Source organism: Rubritalea tangerina (genome assembly GCF_042683245.1).
Classification (GTDB): Bacteria; Verrucomicrobiota; Verrucomicrobiia; order Verrucomicrobiales; family Akkermansiaceae; genus Rubritalea; species Rubritalea tangerina.
In genome coordinates, this window is the sequence record NZ_JBHUJB010000050.1 from 1 (window position 1) to 22,484 (window position 22,484).

19 protein-coding genes are annotated in these 22,484 nt (G+C 50.3%); 12 read left to right on the forward strand and 7 right to left on the reverse strand.

The window, feature by feature from the left end:
• Positions 1-153: 153 nt before the first annotated feature.
• The 3 genes from ACFSW8_RS12405 (at position 154) to ACFSW8_RS12415 (ending at position 3,206) form a co-directional block, all read left to right on the forward strand.
• A complete protein-coding gene (locus tag ACFSW8_RS12405) occupies positions 154-756 on the forward strand; it encodes a hypothetical protein (protein ID WP_377178379.1) in 603 nt (200 codons plus the stop codon).
• A 240-nt stretch (positions 757-996) separates the two neighbouring features.
• The gene (locus ACFSW8_RS12410) at positions 997-2,535 is read left to right on the forward strand and encodes a sensor histidine kinase (protein ID WP_377088270.1); all 1,539 of its coding nucleotides are present in this window, start codon (positions 997-999) and stop codon (positions 2,533-2,535) included.
• The gene (locus ACFSW8_RS12415; protein ID WP_377088268.1) at positions 2,532-3,206 is read left to right on the forward strand and encodes a response regulator transcription factor; all 675 of its coding nucleotides are present in this window, start codon (positions 2,532-2,534) and stop codon (positions 3,204-3,206) included. Before ACFSW8_RS12410 ends, ACFSW8_RS12415 begins: the two co-directional genes overlap by 4 nt.
• Before the next feature lie 209 nt (positions 3,207-3,415).
• On the opposite strand, the gene ACFSW8_RS12420 is transcribed toward ACFSW8_RS12415, so the two are convergent.
• On the reverse strand, positions 3,416-3,724 hold the full coding sequence (locus tag ACFSW8_RS12420; RefSeq protein ID WP_377178381.1) for a hypothetical protein: 309 nt from the start codon (positions 3,722-3,724) through the stop codon (positions 3,416-3,418).
• A 404-nt stretch (positions 3,725-4,128) separates the two neighbouring features.
• Between ACFSW8_RS12420 and ACFSW8_RS12425 the strand changes: the two genes are divergently transcribed.
• The 7 genes from ACFSW8_RS12425 to ACFSW8_RS12455 are packed head-to-tail and all read left to right on the forward strand — an operon-like array spanning position 4,129 to position 12,672.
• Positions 4,129-5,121, forward strand: a complete 993-nt coding sequence (locus tag ACFSW8_RS12425; protein WP_377088264.1) for an AAA family ATPase — start codon at positions 4,129-4,131, stop codon at positions 5,119-5,121.
• A 20-nt stretch (positions 5,122-5,141) separates the two neighbouring features.
• Entirely contained in the window at positions 5,142-6,029 is an 888-nt protein-coding gene (locus tag ACFSW8_RS12430; protein WP_377178383.1) for a DUF58 domain-containing protein, read from the forward strand.
• Complete coding sequence (locus tag ACFSW8_RS12435; protein WP_377088263.1) at positions 6,022-6,954, forward strand: hypothetical protein; 933 nt, start codon at positions 6,022-6,024, stop codon at positions 6,952-6,954. Before ACFSW8_RS12430 ends, ACFSW8_RS12435 begins: the two co-directional genes overlap by 8 nt.
• The gene (locus tag ACFSW8_RS12440) at positions 6,951-7,979 is read left to right on the forward strand and encodes a vWA domain-containing protein (protein ID WP_377088261.1); all 1,029 of its coding nucleotides are present in this window, start codon (positions 6,951-6,953) and stop codon (positions 7,977-7,979) included. Before ACFSW8_RS12435 ends, ACFSW8_RS12440 begins: the two co-directional genes overlap by 4 nt.
• Before the next feature lie 7 nt (positions 7,980-7,986).
• The gene (locus ACFSW8_RS12445; protein WP_377088259.1) at positions 7,987-10,056 is read left to right on the forward strand and encodes a VWA domain-containing protein; all 2,070 of its coding nucleotides are present in this window, start codon (positions 7,987-7,989) and stop codon (positions 10,054-10,056) included.
• A complete protein-coding gene (locus ACFSW8_RS12450; protein WP_377088258.1) occupies positions 10,040-11,842 on the forward strand; it encodes a BatD family protein in 1,803 nt (600 codons plus the stop codon). Before ACFSW8_RS12445 ends, ACFSW8_RS12450 begins: the two co-directional genes overlap by 17 nt.
• A gap of 17 nt (positions 11,843-11,859) precedes the next feature.
• Positions 11,860-12,672 (forward strand): tetratricopeptide repeat protein, encoded by an 813-nt coding sequence (locus tag ACFSW8_RS12455; RefSeq protein ID WP_377178385.1) that lies wholly within the window; start codon positions 11,860-11,862, stop codon positions 12,670-12,672.
• Positions 12,673-12,885: 213 nt separating this feature from the next.
• On the opposite strand, the gene ACFSW8_RS12460 is transcribed toward ACFSW8_RS12455, so the two are convergent.
• The 3 genes from ACFSW8_RS12460 to ACFSW8_RS12470 all read right to left on the reverse strand — a co-directional run bounded on the left by ACFSW8_RS12460 (position 12,886) and on the right by ACFSW8_RS12470 (position 16,785).
• The gene (locus tag ACFSW8_RS12460) at positions 12,886-13,782 is read right to left on the reverse strand and encodes a glycoside hydrolase family 18 protein (protein WP_377088255.1); all 897 of its coding nucleotides are present in this window, start codon (positions 13,780-13,782) and stop codon (positions 12,886-12,888) included.
• A gap of 268 nt (positions 13,783-14,050) precedes the next feature.
• Positions 14,051-15,523 (reverse strand): sulfatase family protein, encoded by a 1,473-nt coding sequence (locus tag ACFSW8_RS12465; RefSeq protein WP_377088252.1) that lies wholly within the window; start codon positions 15,521-15,523, stop codon positions 14,051-14,053.
• Between the two features lie 110 nt (positions 15,524-15,633).
• Complete coding sequence (locus ACFSW8_RS12470) at positions 15,634-16,785, reverse strand: AraC family transcriptional regulator (protein ID WP_377178387.1); 1,152 nt, start codon at positions 16,783-16,785, stop codon at positions 15,634-15,636.
• Positions 16,786-17,005: 220 nt separating this feature from the next.
• On the opposite strand from ACFSW8_RS12470, the gene ACFSW8_RS12475 reads away from it, so the two are divergent.
• Together ACFSW8_RS12475 and ACFSW8_RS12480 are read left to right on the forward strand one after the other, a co-directional pair.
• Positions 17,006-17,668: a PEP-CTERM sorting domain-containing protein gene (locus tag ACFSW8_RS12475; protein WP_377088247.1), complete on the forward strand. Its 663-nt coding sequence runs from the start codon at positions 17,006-17,008 to the stop codon at positions 17,666-17,668.
• Between the two features lie 87 nt (positions 17,669-17,755).
• Positions 17,756-19,252 (forward strand): tetratricopeptide repeat-containing sulfotransferase family protein, encoded by a 1,497-nt coding sequence (locus ACFSW8_RS12480; RefSeq protein WP_377088245.1) that lies wholly within the window; start codon positions 17,756-17,758, stop codon positions 19,250-19,252.
• A gap of 19 nt (positions 19,253-19,271) precedes the next feature.
• On the opposite strand, the gene ACFSW8_RS12485 is transcribed toward ACFSW8_RS12480, so the two are convergent.
• The 3 genes from ACFSW8_RS12485 to ACFSW8_RS12495 form a co-directional block, all read right to left on the reverse strand.
• The gene (locus ACFSW8_RS12485) at positions 19,272-20,036 is read right to left on the reverse strand and encodes a hypothetical protein (protein ID WP_377088243.1); all 765 of its coding nucleotides are present in this window, start codon (positions 20,034-20,036) and stop codon (positions 19,272-19,274) included.
• Positions 20,037-20,087: 51 nt separating this feature from the next.
• The gene (locus ACFSW8_RS12490) at positions 20,088-21,944 is read right to left on the reverse strand and encodes an endonuclease/exonuclease/phosphatase family protein (RefSeq protein WP_377178389.1); all 1,857 of its coding nucleotides are present in this window, start codon (positions 21,942-21,944) and stop codon (positions 20,088-20,090) included.
• Positions 21,945-22,038: 94 nt separating this feature from the next.
• Positions 22,039-22,464, reverse strand: coding sequence for a DMT family transporter (locus tag ACFSW8_RS12495; protein WP_377088239.1), 426 nt, complete (start codon positions 22,462-22,464; stop codon positions 22,039-22,041).
• Positions 22,465-22,484: the final 20 nt, after the last annotated feature.

A 22,484-nucleotide genomic window follows, 5' to 3' on the forward strand; every position in this document is an offset into this window, starting at 1 on the left:
TCATAAGCCATGAGCTTACCAGCAACCATGGCGCGGCCTCACCTCTCTTCTCATTCTATCTTTTTTTAGTTAGGACCCTAAGAAGAAAAATCTAAGTCACTTTTTACAGAACTTAGACACGCCCTTCTTCTAACCATGCATAATACCCTCACTATGAACAAAACAACCATACTCCTCTGCAGTCTCGCCCTCCTATTAACCAAGACCCTGGTCGCTCAAAATACCCCATTCGACAAAAAAGAAACCACCCCTGCCCCCACCGAGGAACTTAAAGTCAATGTGTCCATCACAGCTGTCTCTCTACCTCTCTCAACAGCCTTCCACTTACTGAAAAAAAACGATAGTGAAATCTACAACGGCAGCATCAAACTCCTCGAGTCAGGCGAGGCAACAATCGAAAAAGTGATCGCCTTTAAAGCATCTGATCAAGAACTTGTAATCTATAGATCTCAGAGATCTCAACCCAACCAAACTGAGGAAAAAGCCGACCTCAAATCCATGCTGAAAACCTCAGACACGATTGAAACCCGAACCGCATTTGAAAATGGCACCTGGTCCGTAGCCGCCACGATTAATTCGGACATCATTGTAAACCACTCAATTCCGGGTCATGTCGAAAATTTTCAATACCAGGCCACAAGAATCTCAGCTCCTAATAAAAAACCTGTTTTCCTCTCCAGCTACCAACCTCAAAACTCAAATTCCAATTCAGAAGGAAAAGTCTGGCTGTATTTCCTAACTATCACTGAAATCTAATAATGATACGCTCTCATCCTAGCCTGCTGTGAACTATCTGATTCCCCATTTCTCCTATTCGCGCTGTCCCCTCACTTGAATATACTAACCTCTGTGGCCCCTCCGCTCGTCAGCATCACGACCTTGCTGAGGTGCCCATTTTTCCTAAAAAACTCTAATTCATCATTCAGTATACTCCATGCGTAAAAAATTAACTAAGCTCTTCCCTCCTACTCTGTGATAAACTCCTAAATACCCTCTATGCGCAAAATTAGATTACAGTTCATTGCCCTCACTCTCATTGCCTTCGCTCTCGCTGGTGCCTCGCTCACCCTGTCGAAACGTAAAGTAGAAACCGTTAAAAATATTTCCAATGACACCTTCGACCCACTCGTAAATTTACTCATACTAGAATCTAATAATCTATCAAAAATCTACCTACAAAAACTTAACTCTCTCGCTCATCAGCCATTTAAAAACAGACTCTATAGCGTCTCAGAGCAAGCCAATAAAATCGAAACAATTGAGGCCGTCTTCCTCATTGAATCAAAAAATAACCAAACTCCACAGATCCTCCAACTCTTTACCTCTTCCCCCAACGATAGACCCACACTCGCACTCGATAACTCTCTCACCCCTCTAACTCAACCCACCTTTTACCTAAAGCAATCTTGGCTTAAAGACCCCACTTCTCAAAATAACCAGCTCATCATCAACCTTAAAAAAACGCACGCCCTCCACCTCACCCAAATAAACGAAAACCAATCCATTGCCATCATCACCAATTTCCAACAACTCCAAAATATCGCTACCCGCCACCTCGCGCAATACCTTCAAAAAACCTCTCCACTACTCACCAATGACAACTACCAATTCCAACTCTCACTCGATGACTCCCCATTCGTAAGCATACTCAATATCGAAACATTAGCAAAAACCGCTGACATTGTCGTTCACCCTAGCATCTTTGGCGATTGGAAACTCCAAACTTGGCACTCCGTACACTGGGTCACATCCACCCATGTCCCCACACTCATCACCGGCCTCACTCTAGCAACCACTCTCCTATCACTCGCTTTCATCACCTATCAAAATCAGAAAAAAACCCTCTCACTAGCAACTCAAAAAGTTAGCTTCGTCAACCGTTTCTCTCACGAACTCGGTACACCACTTACCAATATCCTCCTTAACCTCGAACTCGCTGAGCGACAAATACACTCCAACCCTAAAGAATCTCGCGATAAACTTAATAACGTCAAGCAAGAAGTGGCCCGACTCACCAGACTCGTCGAAAATGTACTCACCTCATCAAAAAAAGAAAGCAACACCCTCCGCATCCACCTTACACCCTGTAACCCCAATCAAATTATCACCTCAACCCTCCAACAATTTACCCCATCCCTGAAACGTAAAAATGTCAATATCCACACTCAATTAAATACACCATCTCCAGTAAAATCCGACCCAGACATCCTCCAACAAATCCTAGGCAACTTAATATCTAACGTAGAAAAACACGCCTACCAAGGCCACTACTTATATATCAAAAGTTCCTACTCAAATTCCTCTATCACTATCTTAGTGAAAGATCGAGGAACCCCCATTCCCAGAGACCTCTCAGATTCCATCTTCCTCCCATTCCAACGCCTCTCAGCTGAACTCAACGAAGGGTCCTCAGGAACCGGACTCGGGCTCGCAATTAGTAAAGACCTCGCAGAACTCCTCGGAGGATCACTCACCCTAACAAGTGATGAAAGTGGCAACACTTTCACACTCAAAACTCCTACCCACCTCTCATGAAAATTCTTATCACAGATGATGATCCGCTCATCCTCGATTCCCTCGCCGAACTCCTAGAGCTCGAAGGCTTCTCCCCTATCAAAGCCAATAACGGACAAGAAGCTATTCACCTCTGGAAAAATCAAAAACCTGACCTAGTCTGCCTCGATATCATGATGCCTGTCATGGACGGATACCAGGTATGTAAAACCATCCGTAAAACTGACCCTCACACCCCTATACTCTTCCTTTCAGCCAAAAATCAAGAACTAGACGTCATTGCTGGCCTCGACCTCGGAGCCGATGACTTCATCCGAAAACCCTTCTCCGCTCACGAAGTCCTCGCCCGTATCCGTTCAGCCCTCCGCAGAGCTAAACCACAACACTCTCATGAAACACTCATTCTTAAAAATCTAACGATTTTTCCAGAACAACTCAGAGCCGAACGTAACAATGTCTCCATAGACCTCACACCACGCGAAGTTAATATCCTCTCGCTACTTCATGAAATGGCCAACGCCCCTGTTAGCCGTGACACACTCCTAGACCGATGCTGGGGCGTCAACTACTTCCCAGACTCCCGAACCCTAGATCAACATATTTCAATTCTAAGAAAAAAAATTCAAACCAAACCCCACGACCCTGAAATTATCACCACGGTGCGATCGATTGGATATACTTTTAGAACCTGAGGTAGACTACCTAATTAAGATGATCTCACTTCTTAAAACCCTCAATCGATTGCATCTAACTTAACAAAAGAAGTAAAAAGGAATTTTCCACCTAATAAAACCTATTCACATTGATAGCAAAACAACACCGCAAGACCTAATCCCCCCCTCTCAGCTACTCTTGTTCTAGAAGCCCCACATGCTATTTCATATTGAGCATTACTAACAGACTAGTCGTAATGCAGGGTGTATTTCCTAATAATACTATATACTTCTTCTCTATCACCTCTATTCAGTAAATACCCATCGATGGACAAATCTTTTTGTAAATAGAATAACTTACCATTATCCAAGTACTCTAAATTAGCAGATCCATGGGAGCGAGAGATTAATGGGGAAGCCTCCTTAGCTCTACTATCAACGCATATTTTTACTTCATCTAACGATTCCAGTAGTTCTTTAAGTCGACTCGAATCCTGCTCATTGATAACTATTTCTGTCTGCTCTGCTTCAACATTAGAGGATTCGATAGTGAGCATAATCCTTGAATCTGCATCCGATTTCACACCAATAAATTGAGAGCAAGACACACATAATAACGTTAAACATATAAGTAATTCTCTCATTTCCTTCTGATTTGGTGCTACTGCGAATTCAGGGCCATCACATCTAGATTCACCACTAAAACCGCGGAATCCCATCAGCCTGATTCTAAGCGAGAAATAGGACGATAGACAACGCTAACTGAAAACAATGCTGCGATTTCACAAATCCAAAATCCAAAATCCAAAATCCAGACACATCCCCCCCACCTTAACGAACGACCATTTTATTTTCGTTATCTCGGACCATTTTTGTCATAGTCGCTGTCCTAATTGCCATCCACACCACGTATACCACGATAGATCTCCATTCCGCCCGTGGTACCCATGCTCCATTCCCTATGACAACTCAGGCTCCATCCTTCCAATCCGAGAACGCAAAGCTTAGTCAAGTCCGCCACGAAATCAGCCAAGTCGTCGTCGGACTCAGCGGTCTCGTCGATCGACTCCTCATTAGCCTCCTCTGTAATGGCCACGTCCTCATCGAAGGCGTCCCCGGCCTCGCAAAAACGCTCACCGTCAGCACCATGGCGCAAACGCTTGGTGTCGACTTCAGCAGAATCCAGTTCACCCCTGACCTCCTCCCTGGCGACCTCATCGGTACCCTCATCTACAACCAACAAAGTGGCGATTTCACCCCGCATAAAGGTCCCGTGTTCTCTAACATTGTGCTCGCCGATGAAATCAACCGCTCCCCCGCGAAAGTCCAATCCGCTCTGCTCGAGGCAATGCAGGAAAAGCAGGTCACCATCGGAAAAGAAAGCTACGCCTTAGAAGAGCCGTTCCTCGTCTTGGCCACCCAGAACCCCATCGAACAAGAAGGCACCTACCCACTCCCTGAAGCCCAACTCGATCGCTTCATGTTCAAAGTCATGGTGAGCTACCCCACCATCGAAGAAGAACACACCATCATGAAGCGCATGTCCGTCAATGCCCCCAAAACTGAGGCTCAGCCCGTCATGACCGCCGAGGATATCCTCACCATGAGACGCACGCTCGATAATATTCACACCTCCGATACACTCGAACGCTACGTCCTCAGACTGGTCGATGCCTCACGCCACCCCTCAAAATACCAACTCGATTCGCTCGCTCCCTACATCAGCCACGGCGTCTCCCCCCGCGCAAGCATCTGCCTCATCAAAGGCGCCAAAGCCAAAGCCTTGCTCGAAGGCCGCGACTTCGTCACCCCAGACGATGTCAAATGGATCGCCCCAGATGTCCTGCGCCACCGTATCTCACTCACCTATAAAGCCGAGGCGGAAGGAAAAGACGTCGAATGGATCATCCAACAAATTCTCCATAACATCGAGACCGTGCCACACGAAGCCTAGCAGCTACCAACTCATTCCACATGCTCAACCAAAAGGAACTCGAGAACAAAATCCGTCACATCCAGGTCCAAAGCCGAATGGCTGTCACCGAGATGCTCGCCGGAGAATACCGCTCATCCTTCAAAGGTATGGGGATAGAGTTTGAAGACGTCCGCAACTACCAACACGGAGACGACGTCCGCTCCATCGATTGGAATGTCACTGCGCGCACCGGCGCCCCACATGTCAAAACCTTCATGGAAGAACGAGAGCTCTCACTCTACTTCCTCATCGACCTCTCAGGTTCATCAGACTTCGGCAGCGGCACTGCCACCAAACGCGATACCCTCACCCGCATCTTCGCACTCCTCGCTTTCGCTGCCGCCCATAACCATGACAATGTCGGTCTCATTCTCTTCGCCGGTGATGTCGAAGAACACCTCCCAGCCCGCAAAGGTAAAAACCACGTCATGCGCATGATCGACCTCATCATGCGACACCAAACCCGTACCCGCGGCACCTCCATCCATAACGCCCTTAACTACCTCAACCAAGTCCGCCGCAAACGCTGCGTCGCATTCCTCTTCTCCGATTTCCTCGATTCAAATTTCGCTGACGCCCTCAAAGACTCAGCCCACCGCCATGACCTCAGCTGCGTCGCCGTCCACGACCCACGTGAATCACAACTCCCAAATAGTGGGATGATAGAATTGCGGGATTCCGAGTCCGGAAAAATCCTCACCATCGATACCCAAGACCCCATCCTCAGAAAAAAAGTCGCCCAACGCGCCCAACAACACCAATCCCAACTCCGCACACTCTGCCATGAAGCCATGGCCGATCTGCTGACTATCAGCACCGAAGAAGACTACCTACTCAGAATCATTCAGTTCCTGAGAGAACGTAATCACCGCAGTGCCGATGCCTAAACGCATATTCATCACCCTCACCCCTCTCCTGCTCCTCTGCTCGCTCATCACGCATTGTAGCAGAACTCCCACGCAATCCCCCCCCACACCCCATACCTCACACACCCGTGCTGAGGGACTCGATGTCGCGATCACACTCTCCTCACTTACCCCCAAATCAAACGAACGCATCCACACAGAAATCCTCCTAACTCATCAACCAGAGCTTAGACTTGAACCCCTCGATCTCCCCCCACAACTCGGAGACCTCTCAGTCACAAACTTCAAAAACACCCTTCCAACACTCAATCAAGATGGAAAAATTCAACACATCTATCATGTGTTGTTAGAACCTGACTTGCCTGGAAAAACATTTCTCCCAGAGATTACTTTCACCGCCACTTCACCTAACAAAAAAACATTCTCCCTCACCACCCCCCGCCAACCCATCACTGTGCGTTCCGTCGCAGGCTCTACCCCTCTCACTTTCCAAGACATCCAAGAAGAGCCTCCTTCCACACCGAAACAAGACACGCCTTCTCTCTGGCTCCCCATCCTACTTCTCCTCGTCATCATTCTCCTGTCGCTGCATTACCATTTCAAAAAGGCGCAAACTGCTCACTCCCCCGACCCGCGCCTCAGGCGCAAGTTCCACGCACTCAAAAAACTCGACGATGCCACCATCCTAAAGTCCCTCGAGCCCACCTTCTGCGCCTTCGCTGCTGACGTACGTGCCCTCTCTCTACCGCGCTTTGACTTCTCAGCATTGCTTGACTCCCTAGCACCACAAGACCCAAGCACTCAGAAGCTAAGGGCGCTTATTGCACAGTACCAAAGCCTACTCTACAGCCGAGATCCCATTGACCCCGGTACTTGCCTCAGCCTTCTCGAGGAACTCGAACACACACTCCCAAAGCTTGTGATAAGTAAGGAGGTTAGCCAATGACCTTCGCCACACCATCCTGGTTCTGGCTCCTCACTACCCTGCCACTTCTCTGGCTCTACCAAAGGAGACTGCGGAAACAAGAAGCCGTGCACTTCTCCTCACTCAGTATCTTCCAAGACACTAAAAAAACCTGGCGCCAACACCTGCTCTTTCTTCCACCACTCTGCCTCTACCTAGCACTCGCTTGCCTAATCACCTGCCTTGCCAGACCTCAGGTAGAAACAACCAATTCCCGCCAAGACCGAGAGGGAATCGCCATCCAGATGTTAGTCGATGTCTCCAGCAGTATGGACATGGACATCGAAACCCCAGAGGGCCCCATGACGCGCATGGAAACCGCCAAACTCGTCATGGAACAATTTGTCGCTGGTGATGGGAAATCCCTTACAGGCCGACCAGACGACATGATCGGCATCATCTCTTTCGCCCGCTACTCTGATAATGTCTGCCCACTCACCCTCGGGCACGATGCCCTCGTCTACATGATCCGCGAGCTCCACATCAACGATCGCCCCAATGAAGATGGCACCGCCTTCGGTGACGCCACCGCTCTCGCCGCCGCCCAGCTAAAAGCACAGGAAGACAAAGACAATGCTCTCAAAAGTAAAGTCATCCTCCTCCTCACTGATGGCGAAAATAATTGCGGTGAACACATGCCCCTCCAGGCTGCCGCCATGGCCAAAGAATGGGGAATTAGAATCTACACCATCAGCCTCCAAGACTCCAAACCCGCACGCCTCGTGAATACCCAACAAGGCAAGTTCTTCCGCCCTCAAACCCGCTCAGAGTCTGACCAAACACTCGAAAAAATGGCGCTCGCCACCGGCGGTGTCTACCGCACAGCAAATGACATGCACTCCCTCCAGTCCGTCTACTCGGAAATCAATGAACTCGAAAAATCAAAACTCAAAGAAGTCGAGTTCAGTGACCTTGAAGATAACTTCACTCCCTTCGCTCTCGCAGCACTCGCCCTCTTGCTCATCCGCTACCTGCTCAATGCCACCATCCTGAGAGTCTCACCATAAACCAACGATGCCTGATTTCATCATCCAACAACCTGAAATGCTTCTGCTGCTACTCATCGTACCAGTACTGGTTGCTGTCTTCAAATGGCGTAGCAAACTCCAACAAAAAGATATCGCACACTTCGGGTCTGGCGTCCGTGGAAGACGCTCCGAATACTTCTCAATGGAACCATGGAGACTCGTCCTCCTCATCCTCGCTACCCTCTCGCTCATTGCCGCCCTCACCCGCCCCGCTATCAACCCACAACCTAAAATGATCGCACGCGAGGGGCGTGACGTCGTATTCCTGCTGGATGTCTCCAATAGCATGCTTGCTGAAGACTTGCTCCCTAACAGGCTTGATTCAGCCAAAGATGCCATCGCCACCTGCGTCCAATCACTCGAAAACCACCGCGTCGGACTCATTGTCTTCGCTGGCTCCTCCTCTATTAAATGCCCGCTCACTCTCGACACTGGATTCTTCCTCGAGAGCCTCGATAAAGCCGGTCCTAACAGCGTCGCTCACGGTGGCACCCGCATTGGCGACGCTCTTCTCAAAGCATGCGATAAACTCTTCTCAGATACGGATCGTGGCTACAAAGATATCATCTTGCTCAGTGATGGTGGCGACCAAAGCGATGGCATGCAGGCCGCCATCGAACAACTCAACAAAAACCAAGTGCGCCTCATCGCCATTGGCCTCGGTGACCCCAACCAAGGGGCACGCATCCCCAACCCCTACTCCAATGCCACCTCAGAGTTCCTCATGTATAAAGGTGCCGAAGTCTGGAGTAAACTCGATGCTAAACTCATCTCCCAACTCGTCGACCAAACCCAACACGCCGCCTACATCCCCGTCGACACACGTAAAATGCAACTCGACGAAATCTATGCAAAACTTAGTGCCAGTGGTGACACCCAACAACTCGCCGAAGAGAGCGTCATGGTCTATGAAGAGATATTTCATTGGTTCATTGGCCTCACACTGCTCTTGCTCTCCCTCATGATGCTCACCCCCCATCATTACCGCCGCCTGCGCGCACACCCCCACCAAGCACTGCAGAGCGCCATCATCATCCTCACCCTTCTCATCACCCATGCCAGTGCCGACACCTCCGACTTCTTCAAGCTCGGCAACCAATCCTACCGTAACCAACAATTCGAAAAATCCATCGAGTACTACCAACAAGCACTCGAGCAATCTTCCAGCGCCACCACCCGCCTCACACTCCGCTATAACCTCGCCAACGCATACTACCAATCCGCACTCCACGCAAATTCCCCCTACGACGCACTCACCCACATCGAACACTCCATCCAGCACTACCGCATCGTCCTCGACTATGACCGGTCTCACTCACCTGCGGGTATCAATAACGAACTCGCCCGCACCCTGCGCAAACAACTCAAAACACGCATCGAGCATGAAGAAGAAAAGCGCAAGCAAATGCAAGCTGACCTCGATAAAATCCGCGCAGCCTTGCTCGCACTCATCGAACAACAAAAAAACAATATCCCCACTGAAGCCCCAACACAGTTGCCAGAAAGCTGGAAAACCCAACAAACATCCATCAAGCAAACTAGCTCCGATACCGACCAAGCGATGCAGGACTACCACACCACGCATTTCGATGGACTCGACCCCTCCCTCAGCCCCCTCAAAAACGCGCGTAGCCACCTCATGCGAGCAATCGAGCACCAAGCATTAAGCCTCACCCACTTCGACCAAGCTCCCACTCAACCGCTCGAACACGCACGCGCCTCTCAGGCTGACCTCGAGGCTGCCCTCCTTGCTCTGCCCCAAGACCCAGAAGCTGCCAGCGATTCAGAAAACCAAGACGATGCCTCTAACGAAGATGAAGAAGGTGAAAGCTCGGACGAAGGTGAAGAGAGCGAAGGTGAACCATCAGACGCAGAACAAGGACAAGAAGGGGAAGCCGGCGAAATGCAAGCAGGCAAAATCGACCTCAATTCCCTCGAACTCCCCCCTCCTAGCAACACCCCTGAAGATATCATTCGTATGAGCCAAGAATTACAACAAGCGCGCCAAGCAAAGAGCGCCAATAAGAAAGGAAGTTCCGTTGAAAAAGATTGGTAAAGCTGTTCTCTCCCTGCTCTTCAGCCTCGCCTCTGCCCATGCAGAGCTGCGTATCCATGCCTCCACCCCAGAGAAAGCATTCTATACCGGCAAACCCTTCGTCTACGAATTCCTCATCGAGGGCGCTAAAGAGGTCAAAGCTGACGCCCCACCAGAGTCAGATGTATTCCAAATCCAATTCCTAGAAATTGCCAAAGGCCACTCTATCTCGCACTCCAGCATCGCCCTCCGCTATAAGTTGATCCCCACTCAGCCAGGCCACTGCACACTCCCCCCATTCAGCTTCACCGCCGATGGCAAAACGCACTTCATCGATGAAGAAAAAACACTCTTCGTTAAAGAGCCTGAAAAGCTACCCGGACTCGCTATCACCCGCGACCTCCCCCAACGAAACCTCTACGTCGGTGAACCATTCAGAATCCACTACCAATGGAAGTCACCACTCCCACTCATCGGCTTCCGAGCCCTCGACCTAAACTTCCCACTCTTCTACCATAGCCACTTCCAAGTCCGCTCACCCCATAATGCTATCGATGGTAATGATAAGGCAGCCATCGGACTTCCCGTCTCTCATACCCGCCTCATCGCACGCCACGGCTCCTACCAATCTGGTGACCTTTTCTTCAATACGGTGAGCTTTGAGAAAGTCGCACGTGCCTCAAAACCAGGGGAACAAACGATCCCATCAGCCAGCCTACTCGCCTCCTATGTCGATCCCCCAGATCACAAAAAGCGTATCCGTGGCTGGCAAACCAATTACCCCAGCTACTTCAATAACAACTTCTTTGACCAAGTCGATGGCGATGCCTATTCCCAATACTACATAACCTCTCCCGCACAATCGCTTCACATCCTTCCACTTCCCGAAACCGGGATGCCCCAAGACTTCCATGGCCAAGTCGGATCCCGCACACTCTCCGTCACCGCCGCTCCTAAAATTGTCGCAGCCGGCGACCCCATCACCCTCACCATCAAAATCCAAAATGTCGACTTCCCCGAATTCGCAGAGCTCCCAGAACTTAACAAACTCATCGCATTCCAACGCCAATTTGCCATCCCTAACAAACAAGCCGCTGGCCGTATCAACAACAATTCCATCACATTCATCCGTACCGTCCGTCCAAAATCCCAAGACGTCACCACCATCCCCTCACTCAGACTCCCCTACTTCGACCCTAAAACAAAACAATACGCAGTCGCTGAATCCCCTCCCATCCCCATCACTGTCAAGGCCGCAGACATCGCCACCGCCTACGATGCACAACTCTCAGGCAATCAAACCCTGCGTAACGAAATCGTAAAAAATCCACGCGGTATCCGCCATAATACCAACCACACCTCAGCCCTCACCGATACCAGCTCTCGCAGATCACTCACCTTCATCCTCGCCCTCACACTTCCCCCTGCCGCCTTCGTCGCATTCGCCATCACTACCCGAATGCATCGACTCCACCACTTCCACCCAGCTAAAGCCAAAGCCAAACGCGCCTACCACAATTTCAAAATCACTTCTCATTCAAAGAACATCGATCATCACACCTTAGCTGATTCTGTTAGGACATTTTTCGCTGACTCCCTTGGCCTGCGAAGCCATGCCCACACCATCGATGAGATCATGCACACCCTGAAACAACGAGGCTGCCATTGCGACCTCACCCCCATCCAAACTCTCTATACACAAGCAAGTCAGAATCAATTCAGCACTCACCCCCCAACCGCTCTTTCCCCTGAGCTACATCAACAAGTGATCACCTCCATAAAGTGCATCCATTTAGCCCTCAAGTAAGCACATCCTCCGCACCTATGAAGCCAATCCTTCTCATACTCATCAGCCTCATCACCTGCCTATCAGCTGCTACTAAAGACTTGTTAGTACACCCTCCAGAGCAACTCTACTCCAGCGCAAATGCTGATTTCGACAAGGCCAATTTCCTCGCAATGTCACAGCCCGCCGCTGCACAAGAGCTCTACCAAAGTGCCATTCTTAAATACCAATTCCTCGCCAAAAACCACCCGAGTGCCGACCTCAACATGAACCTTGCCAATACCTACTTCTCCTCAGGTGACCACGGCAGAGCTGCCCTATTTTACCAACGCGCACTCAGAATCGATCCCACACACCAAAACACCCTCCATAACCTCCACTACCTCAGATCCCTTACCATCGATGCACTCCCTGAATCACGCTTCCAAAAAATACAAAAATCCCTCCTCTTCTGGCACCATTGGAGCTTCCAAAGCCGACTCTGGATCTGCGGACTAGCCAACCTCATCTGCTTCAGTCTCCTCGCTGCCATTCTCTATCATCACCGCCACAGATGGATCTGGATCAGCCTCAGCGCCTCCGCCGCCCTCACTCTCATCTTCGCAATCTCACTCACCACCACCTTCCAAGGATGGGACCAAACAATCGATGGCGTCATCGTCCAAAAAGAACTCATCGCACGAAAAGGCAATGGCCTCATCTACGACAATGCATTCACCACCCCACTCCACTCTGGCACCGAATTCCAAACCCTCGAAACCCGTGGCGATTGGCTCCACGCCAAACTCCTCGACGGCTCCACCTGCTGGCTCCCCACGAACGGCTGCGAAAGCGTCACAGGCACATTCTAACACCATTGATCGAAATGGAATGGACGAATGGTCGGAATGAGCTTGCAGCATATCAAGGCGGAGTGAAGGCGTCCCGCACGCGCGGGACAACTCAATGACAACGATGACATTCGGTAAGATAATCCGATTTACTCTAAAATCGCGCAGCGCAAACTTCACAGGACTTTACCACACCCCGTTCGTCTATTCCGAGTCGAGAGATCGTATAACACACTACTTCAGAGCGCGCTGTAGCGGCAGCATCAGACTGTCTTCACCCGCCGCATCTTGCCCAATCTCCCAGATAATCAGCCCCCGAATCTTCTCCTTCTTCACCAGAGCAGCTTTCGCTTCACAGCTCGTCACATTGTCCCCAAAGTACCCCCCTTGTGGCATTTTCTTGGCGACATCTGGCCCAAATTCCTCGCGCATCTGAGCGTAGGTTTTCACCTGATTCCTATCATCTAACTTGCGCGCATAAAATGCCACACCCGTGCAAATTTTATCGCCATCCACCCCCTTGCCTTTCCACTTCTGAATCGCTCTCTCCGAGTGCTCGATCGCACAATGCTTTCCACCCATGTCATATGTCATCAAGTGCACCCGATCCAATGCATCTAACAATGCCTTGGGAATATCGTGCTTGGGATGAAACGCTGCGGTGACCATGAACCTTTTCCCCAATCCCTTCTTTGTCTCCTCACACAGAGCCACAAAACCTCGCATCTCAGCCTCAGTCCTCGGGTATTCCCAGTCGTAGTCGACACCCACAAAATCAAATTCTTCGACTAACATTCTGAGCTCACCAAGAAAATGAGATCTCTTTTCCTCAGAGCTTGTCACCCCAGCAAAATGCTTATCCTTTCCCCAACCACCAATACACAAATGCATCCGCACCCGCTTTGACTTGCAGACCTTGCGCAGCTGCTTGAGTTGCTTCCTTGCTCCCTCGGGCAACTGGATGCTTCCATCTGCTTGCATCTCAGAGCCAAAATACACCACATCCGTGCACCCCCCTGCAGCTCTCAACGCCTGCTCGTTGACCCGATAACTCGGTAAATACCCAATCAAATCTTCAGCCTGCACCCGCGCCAAACAAACCAGCCCAAGCACCATCAAAATCCATTTCATCTGGCTTACTTACCAAGTGACCACCCATCATAACAATCGGAAATAACACCATTGAGCGAAACGGAATGGACGAATGGTCGGAATGAGCTTGCAGAATATCAAGGCGGAGTGAAGGCCTGATGTGGGCATCAGAACTGAATGACAACGATGACATTCTGGAAGATAATCCGATTTACTCTAAAATCGCGAAGCACAATCTTCACAAGACTCAACCACACTCCATTCGTCTATTCCGAGTCGAGAGATGGTATACCTGTCAATTTCCACACTAACCTTCCTCTGGCACCCGATAATACACGCGTAGCCTCTGAAGCTCTTTCTTCAGACGCTTCACCTCAGCCGCATACTCTGGATTGGCATACTCACTCTTCATCTCCGCGGGATCATTCTCCAAATCGTAAAACTCCCATTCCTCACCACCCGGCACATTCTTGCCATAAAAGCGAATCAACTTGAAGCGCTTCTCTGACACCCCCTCATGACGCCGCACACTATGCGCTCCCGGGTACTCATAATAATGATAATACAAGGACTTGCGCCAGTCCTCCGGCACCTTTCCTTCCATCAAGGGCACCAAACTCTCCCCCTGCATCTCATCAGGTGCTTCCACCCCAGCAATGTCCAAAAATGTCTCCGCAAAATCCAAATTCTGCGCCAAGTCCTCATTCACACTGCCCGCTTTTACCTTCCCTGGCCATCTCACTAACAATGGAGTCCGATACGATTCCTCATACATGAAACGCTTATCAAACCAACCATGCTCCCCCATGTAAAACCCCTGATCCGAACTATACATCACCACCGTGTTCTCTGCTAATCCAGATGCTTCCAAATAATCTAACACTTTCCCGACGCTCTCATCCACAGCCCAGATGCACCGCAAGTAGTCCTTCATATACGTTTGGTACTTCCACTTCACTAAGGCGTTACCACTCAACTCAAGCTTCTCAAATGCTGCCGTCCTCTCTTCAAACTGCCCCCCTTTGCCAACTTTCAAATCATACTTCAAGCCCATCGACTTCGCGATGCTCATCGCCTGACCACGCGCTGCCGCCCCCCGCCCTTCATAATTATCAAACAAATTTTCAGGCTCAAGAATCATCACATCCTCATACATCGCCATGTGCCTCTCCGCTGGTGTCCAATTCCGATGCGGTGCCTTGTGGTGCATCATCAACATAAACGGCTTCTTCTTGTCTCGTTGCTTATCTAACCAATTGACCGTCTTGTCTGTTATCACATCACTGACATAGCCAGTATTTTTCTCTCTCCCCTTCTCTGAAATAAAGTCAGGGTTATAGTATTTCCCCTGCCCCGGCAGCACATCCCAATAATCAAACCCTTGCATCTGCCCATGCAGGTGAATCTTGCCGATCATCGCTGTCTGATACCCATTCCTCTGAAGAATTTTCGCGAAGTTCTCTTGATCGTGATCAAAAGGATCCTTGTTCGTATGCTTCCCATTAAGATGGCTATGCTTCCCCGTGAGCAACACCGCACGCGCGGGAGCACAAATCGAATTCGTCACATAACAACGGTCAAAACGCATCCCCTCCTTTGCCAATCGGTCAATGTTCGGTGTCATCCCTAACTCAGATAAACGCCCACCATACGCTCCTATCGTCTGAAAGGAATGATCATCCGAAAAAATCCATACAATGTTTGGCCGATCCGTAGATGCAGCCACCCCCAGAATCCCCCCAACCAATGCACCCCCAATTGCCAATAAATACTTCTTCATCTATTGATGTATGCAAGCCACCATCAAAAACTTACATTTTTCTGTGCCACGCCTCCCATTCGACTACCTCGTAATTGAAATGAGACGCAGGACGAAGCAAGCTGGCATTATTATTCCTTCACTGCTTTGCGGTAGCGCTCGCGGTAAGCACTCGGCCGTTCCCCCTTCTCCCGAAGAAAAAAACGACTCATCTCATGCGCCGATGAAAACTGCATCATGTCCGCCACCTCCGTAAAACTCACCGTCGCGTCTTTCAATAAATACTGTAGATGCTCTAACCTCACACGCTTAATCTCATCCTTCGGACTCCGACCTAAATACTTCCGAAACTTCGCCTTGATCGAACTCAGCGAATACTTCGATTGATCCTCCAGATCATTAACCTGCACTGGCTCATGCGGCGCGTGTAAGCGAATCCAATACACTAACTTGGCCGTCTCCTCGTCATCAATAGCGATGAAGTCTGTAGACTCCCTCTTGCGTATCCCCTCTACCGGTATCCTGCTCGATTGAGCACCCCTCTCTTCAGAACCTAACAGTCTGTCCAGTTCCTCAGCAGCGCAATAGCCAACCTCTCTCGCCGGATACGCAATCGAACTCAATGCTGGCAAGGAGGCGTGGCAATAATTCGGGTCATCGCCAAAACCTAACACCGCAAGATCGCGAGGCACTTCTATCCCCACCTTCGAGGCCGCACGCAACACCACCGCCGCCAACGGGTCATCCGCTACAAATAACCCAGTCGTGCTAGGTAAACTGCTTAAAAACTCCCCCACCGTCTGCTCGATTTCTCTCCAAGTATCTTCCTTCCAAAGCGGGTATCCCGGCAAATAATGCACCTGTGGCTCGTATGACGCCGCCTCTAAACCCGACTTGAACCCAGCAAGCCGCTCCCGTGCATAAAGCCGAATACCCGGAGCAAACTCCTGTTCTTTGTAAAAAGTTTCACCCCGCGCAAGGTAGGCAAAATGCTTCACCCCCAAGCTTAACAAATGCTTAGCCGCCATCCTCCCCGCTGCTAAATTGTCAGGTAAAACCCTCGAAACACCCGCTCCAGGTCCCTCTGAGCTCAACAACACAACCGCTACCCCACGCTCCTTAAAATCGTCTAACTCTTCCTGCGTTGCCCGATATAAAATCACACCATCTCCTTCCCACCCCACCCCTATCTTTACCGCCTCCATCTCACCATAAGAATCATTCTCAGTCACTATCCGCCATAACCCATGAGTGCGCATGTAGTTCATTACACCCTCTAACACGGGTATCGTCGAACCAGCCCATACCGGTAATCTTACTCCTATTGTGGGACGCGCATTCATCCCCAACCAAATAAGGGAGATCCCATGTCAGGTCGACACATTTGTCCAAATGGCACCCCAATTAGCCAAAATGACCATACCCCCTAGCTCACCTCCCCCCTAATCTGTTCAGTGGCAGAACACTACAGAATCTGCCCTACAACCCGAAATAATAACAATCATGCAATCTAAACGCACGCAGTGGACCCCCTACCTCGTCGTCGGTGGTATCTCACTCCTTCCCTCGGCATTTGCGGCTACTCTCTTCACCTTCGATGGCTTCTCTAACAATGAGAACATCGCCGACACCTATGGTGACAATGCCACAGTCAATGGCACTGGATTCACTGTATCTAATGGTAGTGAATTCACTGGCACTCCAAACATCGATATTAGCTGGCAAGCTGCCGGACAAACCCAATTCTATAATGGCTGGGATGGACGTGGATCCGTCGCCCAACTCGATCAACATGACGCTAGCTGGAACTTTGCCACAAGCACCGGCAATGCAGTTCAAATCATCTCCTTCGACCTCGATGAATGGGCCGGCGGAGGTACGATGGACGTCGATTGGTCAATTACCGGCTCTAGCAGTGGACTCCTAGCCTCTGGCAATTGGACCAGATCCACCGGTGGACGCGACACCATCAGCCCCAATGTCACAGGTGCCTCAGGTGAAACTCTCACTCTCACCTTCGCGCTCAACTCCGGCACAGCAAGCTACGTCGCCGTCGATAACCTCTTACTCGACCAAGTCTCCGCTGCCGCAGTCCCTGAACCCAGCACAAGCGCACTCATCGGCCTCGGCGTCGGTGCCATGGCCATGCGCCGCCGTAGAAAATAAATCCCACCAGATTCGTTTTTTTCATATGTTGTCCCTCTAGTTGTCCGCCTAGGATGGCTAGAGGGAATTTTTTATTGAGACCGCTCCATGATCGCTACCGCACGTAAACTCATCACCGATGGCTTCCTCCATGAAGGCATCGCCGCCTACCAAGATGCCATAGCAGCCCACCCTAACAAAGTAGAGTGGCGGATGGAATGCGCCCAGATCCTCTGGTCCAACTATGATATCCAAGCCGCCAAAAAACACTACGCCACCCTGCTTACCCTCCCGCTCACTTCTCCCACCCCGCACCTTCAGGCTGCCAAGCAACTCTTCGACAATGGAGCGTACTCAGAAACCATTCAACACCTCAAAAAAGCAGCCACCCTCGCGCCCACTGACGCCTCAACCCTGACGATGCTCGCCGGCGCCTACGACCGTAACCGCCAGTACCACCATGCTGCTCATGCCGCCACCTCCGCCCTCCAGCTCAACCCACACCACCCAAGAGCCGTCCATATCATGGCGAAAATTCAGCGGAACCAAAACCAACTCAGTGCCGCTCACGACCTCCTCACTCATCAACTCGCATCACACCAAAGCCCAGACGACTGGCGCCTCCGCTACGAACTCGCAAAGATCCTAGATCAACTCGGTGAGTTTGAAAACGCCTACACCCAGCTCACACTCGCAAAAAAACAACTTCTCCCACAAACCACCCCCGCACTCCAACAATCCTATGCCATCCGCCAACGACAATGGGAACTTACAAAGCGTATCACAATATCTACCCTCAAAAGTTGGCAAAATCTAACACCACCATCGAAGCTCATATTCATGGCGGGCTTCCCACGAAGCGGAACAAGCTTGCTAGAATCGATTCTCCAAATCCACCCCGATTGCCATACCACCGATGAAACCGGCATTCTGAGAAGCCAGTTCATCGACCCCATCGTCTACCAAGCCCCCGACACCGCCAGCGCATTTGATGAAATCTCTCACTTCGATACTGAACAAATTGAGGATGGTAGAAAAGCCTACTTCCAGATGACTAACGCCTGGCTGGGAAAATCCTATACACCCAGTCATCACCTAATAGAAAAAGACCCTCTACTCACTGCCGATCTCCCCCTTGCCATCCGACTCTTCCCACAAGCTCCAATTCTCATGCCGATAAGAGACCCGAGAGACACCATCTTAAGCTACTTCTTTACCATGGTGCCTCTCAACTGGAATAGCGCCCCCGCCACCACACTCAAAGAAAGCGCCCAGTTCTACGCAGACACCATGCGCCATTGGCTTCACCTCAAGCCCATGCTCCCGCAAGCTAGCCTCGAGTCAAAATATGAAGCACTCATCTCACGACCAAATGAAACAACCCAAACTATCTGCCAGTTCCTTCAACTAAAATGGCTCCCAGAAATCCTCTCAGAAAAAGAACGCTCACGCCAGTCAGTCATCAGTACCCCCTCACACCACGATGTCACCCGACCACTCTACTCAAATGCTTCAGGGCGTTGGAAAAATTATGCCCAACAACTCGATCCCGTGCTCGAAATACTAGACCCATTCATCCAACATTTTGACTACCCTAACACCTAGTGCTTAACCTCTTCCACAGTCACCCTCTCGTCAGTGAAATGCTAATTCCCCCCACTGAAATCAAAGACGCCCTCCCAGCAGCCCTCCCCCCCTTTTCTACTTCTTCACTTCTTTCTACTTCTCCACCAATCGAAAAACCCACCGGCTTAGAGATCAATCCATACCCCTCCCCCGTAAAGTGATAGGCCACATAGGCACCATCTTTGATCAAGTCAGGAAAGGACAAACTTCCCGCACTGCGTCGCACACCATTAGCAAGCTGAGTGCCGTTGGTGTAACTCCAGTGTAACGCTGGCCTTCCCTTGCCCGGTACCTGCCCGCGCGCATAAATCCCCACCCAGTCGTTCAAACCCGCTTCCGCATTCTCAAACCATACCTCCACACCCGCTTTCTTCACCTCCACCGACACCTTAACTTGCGTCTTCTCTGCCACCCGAACCACTACTGGCCCATCAACTATCCCATAAGCTCCATCACCTAAAAGATAGAGATCGTACTCACCTGGCCTAACTCCACTAAACTTTACAAGCCCCGATTTCCCCAGACGCTCAGGAAGAATGTGAGAACCATTCAGATAACACCACTGTAACGCTTTGAATTCCCCTGGAGCTACTCCTCGTGGATTGAGTGCAATCCAGTCCTCTAGACCACCCCCACCTTTCCATTCCACTTGAACTGCTTCACCAACAAAAAACACCCCCGAAGCCACCTCAATCGTCTGCGCCTCACTCACCCCCATCACTGCCACATTCATAGCAACCAACGCTTTAATTCCAAATTTCATCAGACAAAAAACGGGCTCCTATTCAGGAGCCCGTACACACATGTTCCTCAATTAGTTGACACTAAAACTTGTAAGCACAGCTGCGTGATCAGATGGCCAAGTGTTGTTTAGCGCAGGTGTGATATCACTCCCCCACGCTCCTACTGTCACCTCTACTGCTGTCATGAAAGTGCTAGATGCAGTCGGTGTCAGCCCCCCACCTTTGTAGTAGATGAAATCAATCCGGTCCTGCGGTTCAGTTCCCCCGTGTAGTGGTGACCACGTGTCACCACGTACCTGTGCCGGATTCGGATTCATCGCTCTAAAGCTATCGATGAGTCCAGCATCTGTGCATGCTAAACTCGTTGGCCAAGCCACATACCCAACTCCCCCATGCCATGACTTCGTCGCCTCTGTCCAGTCCAAGTGTGATGGAGCATTGAAGTCCCCAGTCAAGATCACAGGAATGTTGTTAGCGTTGTTCAAGTCACTCGTCATGCCATTGATAATCACAGCAATTTCCTCATCCCTCTGCGAACGCTTCTCCTCATTAAGAACTTTTTGCGCCGTAGATCCAGATGCATGCGCCTCATAAGGTCCATAATACACGTAATCCAAATGACAGTTATAAAGAATGACCTGCTTCGACTTGTCTTGCGTAAGGTTGAGCTTAACCCCATTGGCTATGCCTGAAGTGAATTCACTCTCAATCGGATAACGACTCACAATCCCACTATCACCAGCTCCTGCTGGACTGTAATACCACCCTAACTCTTCAGCAATTTGCTGAGCCTGGTAGACACCTGAGCCACTCACATTATCCACAGTCTCCTGAGTGCCAATAATGTCCGCACCTGATAGCAATACCGCTTCGATCCCTTTGCGGTGACCGTAGTTTATCTTTCCAAGCCCATGCCATAGGTTGAAACTCAGAACCTTAATCTCGTCCACCACTTCCTGACCGCTAGCAAAAACCTCAATCTCCATAGTCGCAGTGGCACTGTTGCCTCCCAAGTCTGTGGCACTCACCGTGAAGGTGTTAGTACCTATGTCACTCGCTGCCGGAGTCCCACTCAGCCCCCCATCCGCTGCCAAACTTAACCAACTTGGCCCACTCACTATCGCAAAACTTAATGTGTCACCTAAATCAGGATCAGATGCATAGGCTCCAACCTTCCCACTGTATGCCGCTCCGACCACACCGTGAACCTTCTCAAAGTTTGATAACACCCACTCAGGTACCGCTGGCCCTGCAGTCCCCACCACAGAAAATGATACAGGCCCATCTAACACGTTATAACCGTTATTCTCAAAAAAGTAAGCGTGGTAATCTCCAACCTGTAACCCCGGTGTGCTAAAACTTACAGTTCCATTCGTCGCGCTGCCGCCCCCGCTCTGCGTCCCATTGGTGTACTTCCACAGGAGAGCTGGTGACCCTTGTACCGGCACATCACCAGCATAATAGAGACCTACCCAGTCCGTCGCATTGCCGGGACCATTGCTAAATTGAACATCGATAGTCTCATCAAAGTCATAACTTTCCCCACTTAAACTAATCGACGCACTCCCCCCTCCTGGACTTGATTGAACACTGAAACTAACAGGTCCTGCTAAGACATTGAAGCTGTCATCACTCAGGTAGTAAGCATTATAATTACCGTCCGCTAAGGCAATCCCAGTAAAGTTTACCGAACCATTCTTAGGACCTTTCTTTTTCGATGTCTGTGTCCCGCCTATGTACAACCAATCAGTGGACGCCTGCGCTCCCGGAGTCACCCCCGCTGGGTAAAGCCCAATCCAATCCTTGCCATTTCCCGGCCCAGAGCTCCAGGACACTTCGATGTCATCCGGGCTCGTGAATTGCGTACTATTGATGCTCAATGTCTGAGCAGAAGCCTGCAGCGCTATCGCCCCAAGGCACGTTGTCATTGTGTGTAGTAATTTCATTGCAGCCTAAAAATGCATCACCACACCCTCATCTATCTACGCACCATAACGACAATTCACTAGGCAATTTCGATCATTAAGAAACACTCGCACACTTCAATACCGCAATGCCTGTACAAATCAGCCCTATACCTAATATCCCCTGTGCACTCAGCGCCTCGCCATACCACCACCACGCAACCATTGCTACTAACACAATCCCAGCACCACACCATACCGCATACGCCAATGCCAATGGCAACTGACGCAATGCCAATGACAGAAAATAAAATGCAGCGCCATACCCCAGAACCACCAAACTAACCGCCCCCCACTTCCCCATCCCCTGAGTCGCTTTCAAAGCATGAGTCGCCACCACTTCACAAAAAATTGCTGCCGCTAAATACCACCATGCCATCTTTTTTTGCCCCCCAATCTTCGCTTTATCATAGGAACTATGATACCATCCCGTTCTCAGCCTGACTCTGGGCTTCTCTGGCTTTTTCACTAGCAAAACAGCCATAATCCATTCTAAGTACCCCT

What these genes read in the sequence shown, in the direction of transcription:
- ACFSW8_RS12405 (WP_377178379.1), top strand. Translation starts at nt 154, where the DNA reads ATGAACAAAACAACCATACTCCTCTGCAGTCTCGCCCTCCTATTAACC.
- ACFSW8_RS12445 (WP_377088259.1), top strand. Translation starts at nt 7,987, where the DNA reads ATGCCTGATTTCATCATCCAACAACCTGAAATGCTTCTGCTGCTACTC.
- ACFSW8_RS12435 (WP_377088263.1), top strand. Translation starts at nt 6,022, where the DNA reads ATGCCTAAACGCATATTCATCACCCTCACCCCTCTCCTGCTCCTCTGC.
- ACFSW8_RS12455 (WP_377178385.1), top strand. Translation starts at nt 11,860, where the DNA reads ATGAAGCCAATCCTTCTCATACTCATCAGCCTCATCACCTGCCTATCA.
- ACFSW8_RS12460 (WP_377088255.1), bottom strand. Translation starts at nt 13,782, where the DNA reads ATGAAATGGATTTTGATGGTGCTTGGGCTGGTTTGTTTGGCGCGGGTG.
- ACFSW8_RS12485 (WP_377088243.1), bottom strand. Translation starts at nt 20,036, where the DNA reads ATGAAATTTGGAATTAAAGCGTTGGTTGCTATGAATGTGGCAGTGATG.
- ACFSW8_RS12475 (WP_377088247.1), top strand. Translation starts at nt 17,006, where the DNA reads ATGCAATCTAAACGCACGCAGTGGACCCCCTACCTCGTCGTCGGTGGT.
- ACFSW8_RS12495 (WP_377088239.1), bottom strand. Translation starts at nt 22,464, where the DNA reads ATGGCTGTTTTGCTAGTGAAAAAGCCAGAGAAGCCCAGAGTCAGGCTG.
- ACFSW8_RS12490 (WP_377178389.1), bottom strand. Translation starts at nt 21,944, where the DNA reads ATGACAACGTGCCTTGGGGCGATAGCGCTGCAGGCTTCTGCTCAGACA.
- ACFSW8_RS12425 (WP_377088264.1), top strand. Translation starts at nt 4,129, where the DNA reads ATGACAACTCAGGCTCCATCCTTCCAATCCGAGAACGCAAAGCTTAGT.
- ACFSW8_RS12430 (WP_377178383.1), top strand. Translation starts at nt 5,142, where the DNA reads ATGCTCAACCAAAAGGAACTCGAGAACAAAATCCGTCACATCCAGGTC.
- ACFSW8_RS12420 (WP_377178381.1), bottom strand. Translation starts at nt 3,724, where the DNA reads ATGCTCACTATCGAATCCTCTAATGTTGAAGCAGAGCAGACAGAAATA.
- ACFSW8_RS12480 (WP_377088245.1), top strand. Translation starts at nt 17,756, where the DNA reads ATGATCGCTACCGCACGTAAACTCATCACCGATGGCTTCCTCCATGAA.
- ACFSW8_RS12415 (WP_377088268.1), top strand. Translation starts at nt 2,532, where the DNA reads ATGAAAATTCTTATCACAGATGATGATCCGCTCATCCTCGATTCCCTC.
- ACFSW8_RS12410 (WP_377088270.1), top strand. Translation starts at nt 997, where the DNA reads ATGCGCAAAATTAGATTACAGTTCATTGCCCTCACTCTCATTGCCTTC.
- ACFSW8_RS12440 (WP_377088261.1), top strand. Translation starts at nt 6,951, where the DNA reads ATGACCTTCGCCACACCATCCTGGTTCTGGCTCCTCACTACCCTGCCA.
- ACFSW8_RS12465 (WP_377088252.1), bottom strand. Translation starts at nt 15,523, where the DNA reads ATGAAGAAGTATTTATTGGCAATTGGGGGTGCATTGGTTGGGGGGATT.